Source organism: Aeromicrobium sp. (assembly GCF_049587115.1).
GTDB lineage: Bacteria > Actinomycetota > Actinomycetes > Propionibacteriales > Nocardioidaceae > Aeromicrobium.
Genome location: NZ_JBAVDI010000066.1, coordinates 74,721 through 81,387, shown reverse-complemented (window position 1 = coordinate 81,387; position 6,667 = coordinate 74,721). Strand labels below are relative to the sequence as shown.

At 66.3% G+C, this 6,667-nt stretch carries 8 protein-coding genes; 2 read left to right on the top strand and 6 right to left on the bottom strand.

Translation table 11 applies throughout. From position 1 onward, the window contains the following. The 4 genes from WB461_RS07040 to WB461_RS07025 all read right to left on the bottom strand — a co-directional run. Positions 1-565, bottom strand: a 565-nt coding sequence (locus tag WB461_RS07040; RefSeq protein ID WP_423852015.1) for a cytochrome b, incomplete at its 3' end; no start/stop codon positions are given. Continuing rightward, positions 562-1,614, bottom strand: a complete 1,053-nt coding sequence (locus WB461_RS07035) for a Rieske 2Fe-2S domain-containing protein (protein WP_423852014.1) — start codon at positions 1,612-1,614, stop codon at positions 562-564. The genes WB461_RS07035 and WB461_RS07040, both read right to left, overlap by 4 nt. After that, positions 1,611-2,435: a c-type cytochrome gene (locus WB461_RS07030; RefSeq protein ID WP_423852013.1), complete on the bottom strand. Its 825-nt coding sequence runs from the start codon at positions 2,433-2,435 to the stop codon at positions 1,611-1,613. The genes WB461_RS07035 and WB461_RS07030 overlap by 4 nt, the downstream gene beginning before the upstream one ends. A gap of 70 nt (positions 2,436-2,505) precedes the next feature. Next, complete coding sequence (locus tag WB461_RS07025) at positions 2,506-3,075, bottom strand: cytochrome c oxidase subunit 3 (RefSeq protein ID WP_423852018.1); 570 nt, start codon at positions 3,073-3,075, stop codon at positions 2,506-2,508. 93 nt (positions 3,076-3,168) lie between these two features. Here WB461_RS07025 and WB461_RS07020 point away from each other — a divergent pair, with 93 nt between their 5' ends. Next, positions 3,169-3,576, top strand: a complete 408-nt coding sequence (locus WB461_RS07020; RefSeq protein ID WP_423852012.1) for a hypothetical protein — start codon at positions 3,169-3,171, stop codon at positions 3,574-3,576. A gap of 6 nt (positions 3,577-3,582) precedes the next feature. Then, positions 3,583-4,623 carry an anthranilate phosphoribosyltransferase gene (gene trpD / locus WB461_RS07015; RefSeq protein ID WP_423852011.1) on the top strand — a complete coding sequence of 347 codons (1,041 nt, stop codon included), beginning with the start codon at positions 3,583-3,585 and terminating at the stop codon, positions 4,621-4,623. A 3-nt stretch (positions 4,624-4,626) separates the two neighbouring features. On the opposite strand, the gene WB461_RS07010 is transcribed toward trpD, so the two are convergent. Then, entirely contained in the window at positions 4,627-4,902 is a 276-nt protein-coding gene (locus WB461_RS07010; protein WP_423852010.1) for an Lrp/AsnC family transcriptional regulator, read from the bottom strand. A gap of 27 nt (positions 4,903-4,929) precedes the next feature. Beyond that, the gene (locus WB461_RS07005; protein ID WP_423852017.1) at positions 4,930-6,633 is read right to left on the bottom strand and encodes a DEDD exonuclease domain-containing protein; all 1,704 of its coding nucleotides are present in this window, start codon (positions 6,631-6,633) and stop codon (positions 4,930-4,932) included. Between the last annotated feature and the right edge of the window lie 34 nt (positions 6,634-6,667).

Sequence of the window (6,667 nt, the reverse complement as noted above, 5' to 3'; positions counted from 1 at the left end):
TGCGGAGCAGGCCGTCTACGAATCGAAGGCCGGTGCCCGACAGCAGATCGTCGGGGAGCGAGTAGCCCGCGAAGCCCTCGATGAGGCCCATCGACATCAGACCGACGCCGATCAGCCAGTTGATCTCGCGCGGCTTGCGGTAGGCGCCGGTGAAGAACACGCGGAGCATGTGCAGGATCATCGCGGCGATGAACAGGGCAGCGGCCCAGTGATGGATCTGACGGATCAGCAGGCCGCCGCGAATGTCGAAGGAGATGCGAAGCGTCGACTCGAATGCCTGCGACATCTCCACACCGTTGAGCGGCGTGTAGGAGCCGTTGTACGCGACCTCGCCCATGCTTGGCACGTACCAGAAGGTCAGGAAGACGCCGGTCAGCAGCAGGACGACGAAGCTCCACAGCGCGATCTCGCCCAGCATGAACGACCAGTGCTCGGGGAAGACCTTGCGCAGGTTCTTCTTGGCAATCGTGGCCAGGCTCAGTCGATCGTCGAGCCACTCGACAGGACCCGCAGCCTTCTTGCCGAAGCCGGTGTCCTGGATGGGGGTGTGCTGCTCCGTGCTCATGACTTATTGTCCAACTTCTTCTGGTCGCGTGCCAGCTCGGGATAGCTGGGGCCCACGATCTCGGGGAAGTCGCTCACAGCGACGATGTAACCCTCGGAATCCAGAGCCAGGGGCAACTGGGGGAGCTGCCGGTGCGCGGGTCCGAATATGACCCGGCCGTTGTCGGCAAGGTCGAACGTGGACTGATGGCACGGGCACAGCACGTGATGGGTCTGCTGCTCGTACAGGCTGATCGGGCAACCGACGTGGGTGCAGATCTTCGAGTAGCACAGGATGCCGTCGATGCCCCAGTTCTCCCGGCCCTTCGAGGGGGTGACGTCCTCGGGCTGCATGCGCACGATGATGGTTGCGGCCTTGGACTTGGCCTGCAGAAGCTCGGTGCCGTGGAACAGCGGCTCGCCTTCTTCATCGGTCTCGAACAAGATCGCCGGCTCGGCGTTGACGAGCTGGCCGACCTGGAGGTCCGACGGCTTGATCGGGGTTCCGGAGACATCGTTGACGACCCGCATGCCCTTCTTCCAGACCGTCTCTCGCTGCGTGCCGTTGGGCAGGGGTCCCAGGTCGCGGAGCATGATGATGGCGGGCAGACCCAGGAAGCCGAGCGCTCCGAAGAGACTGTTGCGAATCATCGGGCGGCGGCCGAAGCCGGACTCGGAGACACCGGCGTTGATGTCCTCGAGCACAGCCGCACGATCCTCGGCGGACGACGCCGAGGGATGACGCATCTCGACCATCTCGTGGTCACCCATCAGCTTCTTGGCCCATTGGATGATGCCGACGCCCATCAGCAGCATCGCGCCGCCGAGGGTCGAGCCGAGCGCGAGGTTCATGGCCGACCAGCCGAGGAAGGTCTGATCCTTGTCGATGGCGATGTAGGCGACACAGAAACCAACAAGCAGCAGCATCGCAACGGCGAACATGCCGGAGATCTGTCGCTCGGCGCGCTTCTCCTGCGCGGGATCGACATCGGTCGGGCGGTACTGGTGCTCCGGCAGACCCGGGTCCTTGACCGGCTCGGTGTCGGGCAGGCGGTCCAGCTCGTCGGTCATTTCTTCTTCACCCTCGCTCCGTGTGCACCGATCCAGATCGCGGCGAGCACGAGCCCTCCGATGCCGATGATCCAGGTGAACATGCCGTCGACCACGGGGCCGAGGCCTCCGCCGCCGACTCCGCCGTAGTTCGGCTGGGCCTGGATGGCCTTGACGTACGCAATGACGTTGCTCTTGTCCTCAGGCGTGATGACCTCGTCGGAGAACACCGGCATCTGCTGGGGTCCGGTGATCATGGCTTCGGCAATGTGCTTGGCGCTGACACCCTTGAGCGTGGGCGCGTACTTGCCGCCCGGCATCGCTCCACCAGCGCCGACCGAGTTGTGGCACGCCGTGCAGTTGGTACGGAAGAACTCGCCGCCCTCGGCGATCTGCTTGGCAGACTTGCCAGAGATGTTGGTGTATTCCTTGCCCGGGATGGCCGGGCCGGGAGCCAGCGACGCGATGTACGCGGCGAGCTGCTTGGTCTCTTCGGAGTCGTACTGGGGCGCCTTGCGCGGCGCCTGCGGGGCGCTCTGCGCCATCGGCATGCGCCCGGTGCCGACCTGGAAGTCGACCGCTGCGGCACCGACGCCGATGAGCGTCGGGCCATAGTTGCCGCCGCGCTTGGTCTCGATACCACCGGCGTTCTTGCCGTGGCAGCTTGCGCAACCGACGAGGTACAGCTCGCGGCCGGCTTCGACATCCTGGGAGGACGCTGTCTCGGCGGTGGCGGGCTTCGGCGCGAACGCGGTGTAGAGGCCCCCGGCGACGACAAGTCCCATCAGGAGAACGACAAGACCGGCGAGTGGATGCCGGCGTCTGGTGGACAGTTTCCGCACCGAGGACCTCATTCCTGGAAGTGTTCTGAGTCTACCCGCGAGTATCGGGGCGGACGGAGTGGGGGCAGCGTTACTTGATGAGGTAGATCGTCGCGAAGAGCCCGACCCACACGATGTCCACGAAGTGCCAGTAGTAGGACACGACGATGGCCGAGATCGCCTGCTCGTGGGTGAACTTACGAGCAGCGAACGTACGTCCGATCACCAGCAGGAACGCGATCAGTCCGCCGACGACGTGCAGGCCGTGGAATCCGGTCGCGAGGTAGAACAGGCTGCCGTACGGCGAGCTCGAGATCGTGACGTGCTCGGTGACCAGGGCGGCGTACTCGGTGGCCTGGCCGGCGATGAAGATCGCGCCCATGAAGTAGGTCAGGACGAACCACTCGCGCATTCCCCACAGCTTGAACTCGAGGAGCTTTCCGCTGCGTCCGGGCTTGCCCCGCTCCGCGGCGAAGACGCCGAACTGGCAGGTCACGGACGACAACACGAGGATCGTGGTGTTGATCGTCGCGAACGGGATGTTGAGCAAGGTGGTCTCCTGGGACCACAGCTCCGGGGAAATGTTGCGGATCGTGAAGTACGCCGCGAACAGGCCGGCAAAGAACATCAGCTCGCTGGACAGCCACACGATCGTCCCCACCGTCACCATCGACGGACGGCCTTCTTGGCCATGGAGTCTGGAAGCAGGAATCACGGATGTAGTCGCCACGCGTTCATTATGTACGATCACCTTGTGAGCGAGCACAAGCCCCTGCGTGTCCTGGTCTACAGCGACGATCGCGACGTCCGCGCAGCAGTGCTGTCGGCCCTCGGATCCCGTCCGCATCCGGACCTTCCCCGCTTCGAGTACGTCGAGTGCGCGACCGAACCCGTGGTCTTCCAGCATCTCGATGGGGGCACCATCGATCTCGTCGTGCTGGACGGCGAGGCCACGCCGGCCGGTGGGCTGGGCATCGCCCGGCAGATGAAGGATGAGATCTTCCGCGCGCCCCCCGTGCTCGTGCTGACCGGTCGACCGCAGGACGCGTGGCTGGCTACGTGGTCGCGTGCCGAGGCGGCGCTGCCCCACCCGATCGAGCCGATCCGTCTGGCCGAGGTCGTCATCGACCTGGCCCGCGGCGTGCTCCAGCCGGCTGACTGACCTCCGGTGAACCGGACCTGGCCCGACGTCCTCGCCGCTCTGGTGGCCCGGGAGGACCTCGACTCTGCCGCGACCACGTGGGCGATGGAGGAGATTCTCTCCGGCAACGCCACGCCGACCCAGGTCGCGGGATTCGCGATCGGCCTGCGCAGCAAGGGCGAGACCCTCGCCGAAGTTCAGGGCCTGGTCGACTCGATGTATCACCATGCGACACCGCTCACGATCGAGGGACGCGTCGTCGACATCGTCGGTACGGGAGGTGATCGCGCCCGCACCGTCAACATCTCGACGATGTCCGCCGTGGTCATCGCAGGCGCGGGGGTGCGTGTCGTGAAGCACGGAAACCGTGCGGCATCGAGTGCGAGTGGCTCGGCTGACGTGCTCGAGCAGCTGGGCGTACGCCTCGATGTGCCCGCGGCCCTGATCACCGAAGTCCTGCAGGCGACCGGCATCACCTTCTGCTTCGCACCGGTCTTCCACTCGTCATTCCGGTTCACCGCGGTGCCGAGGCGTGAGCTCGGAATCCCGACGGTGTTCAACTTCCTCGGCCCCTTGACCAATCCCGCGCGACCGGCCGCCATGGCCGTCGGCGTCGCTGACGCGAGAATGGCGCCGATCATGGCCGGTGTCCTGGCCCGACGCGGCGCCGATGCGCTTGTCTTCCGTGGCGAGGACGGGCTCGACGAGATCACCACGACGACCACGACCCGCGTGTGGGTCGCCGATGGTGCATCGGGCGTGGTCTCGGAGGACACCATCGACCCTCGTGCGTTCGGCTTCGAGCTGACCCCCGGTTCCGAGCTCACGGGAGGAGACGCGGCCTTCAACGCCAAGGTCTTCGAACGAGTGCTGGGTGGTGAGCGATCATCCGTGCGGACCGCGGTGCTGCTGAACGCCGGCGCCGGCATCGCCGCCCATGAGGCGTCCGGCGGGGATCTGGAGAGCCGGATGAGAGCGGGGATCGAGCGGGCGCGCGAGTCGATCGACTCCGGCGCGGCCACCCGGGTGCTGGAGGCCTGGGCGACGACCACCCAGACCTTGGTCTAGGGGCTACAGCCCGATCGAGAACGCATCTTCGAGGTCGTGCTGGCTGAAGGTCTGGAACGCGATCTGCGTCTGGGTCGACAGCACGCCGCCGACCTTGTTGAGCTGATCTGCGACGACGCGGGCGATGTCGTCGTGCTCTCGGACCCGCACCATGGCTATCAGGTCGAGATCGCCGGTGACGGAGTAGACCTCGCTGACTCCGGCTATGGCGGCGATCTGTTCGGCGACCTCGGACAGGTGGGAGACGTCGGCCTGAATGAAGACGATGGCGGTGATCATGTCCTCAGGTTAGGGCATCCGGCCCGGCTAGCCAGGGCGCCGCAGGTCCTGCCACGAGGTGTGCGCCTGGTCGAATGCGGACAGGTGCCGAGCGGCTCCATTGAGGGGTGCGTGCCACGCTCCGCGGACCATGCGCAGTCCGGGGGAGTCCAGCCAGCGCAGCAGGGTCTCGGTCTCCTCGGCGGTCGCTGCGGGGATCGGGCCGAAGCCTGGCTGGACGGTCTCGGCCGTCGCCAGGAGCGCATCAACCCAGCCGGTAGGGTGGGTCCCGCGCGGCATCACGCCCGCTGCAGCGAGTCGGCCGAACCGGATGACGTGGATCTCCCAACCCTCGGCATGCGGGGCGGCGGCGACGAGCTCGTGACTGGCGGTCAGCTCGTGGAGGCGTTGGGTGCGCACGACGGCGCGCAGGAAGCTGCTCAGCCGATCGCGCCACAACGCGGCCTCCTCGAATCGTTCGGTACGAGCCAGCTCGAGCATGCGGGCACGAACTGAGGTCACGAGCTCATCCGGGTCGCCGGTCATGGCGCTGCGCAGCCGCGACACCTCGGCCGCGTAGATTTCGGGTGTCGTGGACCCGTCACACGGTGAGAGGCAATGCCCCATCTCAGCGAGGGCACACGCGGACTGCCGAGGCTTTTTGCCCATCTTGGTCGTGCACTGCCGGATCCGGAATGCGTCGTGCAGGGTCGCGAGGGCACCTTCGGCGGCAGCTCGGCCACGAAACGGCCCGATGTAGTCGGCCTCGTCGTCCAGGATCGCCCGCACGATCGACAGCCGTGGCCACGGCTCACGGGTCAGCTTGAGCCAGCTCAGCCGATCCGGGAACCGGGACCGCCGATTGTAGGGAGGGCGGTGCCGCCCGATCAGGCGCAGCTCACGTACCTGGGCCTCCAGCGCCGTTGCACACACGATGCCCTCGATCCGCTGGGCCAGAAGCACCATCTCGCCCATCCGGGTGCGGGTCTCGGCCTTCGTGAAGTAGGACCTCGTGCGTGCCCGCAAGTTACGTGAGGTGCCGACATAGAGGATCTCGTCCTTGCGGTCACGGAACAGGTACACGCCGGGTGCTTGGGGCAGGTGCTCGGCCAGGTGGCGCTTCTTGCGCTGCTCGGGCTTGACCTTGCTGGTGTAGGTCGTCACCTCCTCGAGCGTCGTGACCCCCAGGGGTCCGAGCCGTTCGAACAGCGCGTGCAGGACGTCGACCGTTGCGCGCGCGTCGGAGAGGGCGCGATGGTTGGGCGTCGTGGTGGCCGCGAAGCGCGCCGCCAAGGTCGACAACTTGCAATTGGGCACCTCGTCACGCGACAGGACCCGGCGGGCGAGAGTTGCGGTGTCGAGGGTCTCGAAGGCCGGCCAGGGGATCGAGAGCTCATGGCAGTAATACTTGAGGAAGCCGACGTCGAATGGTGCGTTGTGCGCAACCAGGACCGTGCCCCGCGCGAACTCCAGGAAGCTCGGGAGCACCTCGGCGATGCGCGGCGCCCCGATGACCATCTGGTTCGTGATGCCGGTCAGGACCGTGATGTACGCCGGGATCTCTCCGTCGGGATTGACCAAGGTCTGGAACTCTCCGAGGACCTCACCGCCGCGGATCTTGACCGCGCCGACCTCGGTGATCTGCGCTCCCCGCACGGCTGAACCGCCGGTCGTCTCGAGGTCGACGACGCAGAATGTCGTGTCGGCCAGAAGTCGGCCGAGCTCGTCGAACGATCCCTGGACGGCCACCATGCGGATCACGGTAGGTGGGTGGTCCGACAGAGCT

What these genes read in the sequence shown, in the direction of transcription:
- WB461_RS07035 (WP_423852014.1), bottom strand. Translation starts at nt 1,614, where the DNA reads ATGACCGACGAGCTGGACCGCCTGCCCGACACCGAGCCGGTCAAGGAC.
- WB461_RS07005 (WP_423852017.1), bottom strand. Translation starts at nt 6,633, where the DNA reads ATGGTGGCCGTCCAGGGATCGTTCGACGAGCTCGGCCGACTTCTGGCC.
- WB461_RS07010 (WP_423852010.1), bottom strand. Translation starts at nt 4,902, where the DNA reads ATGATCACCGCCATCGTCTTCATTCAGGCCGACGTCTCCCACCTGTCC.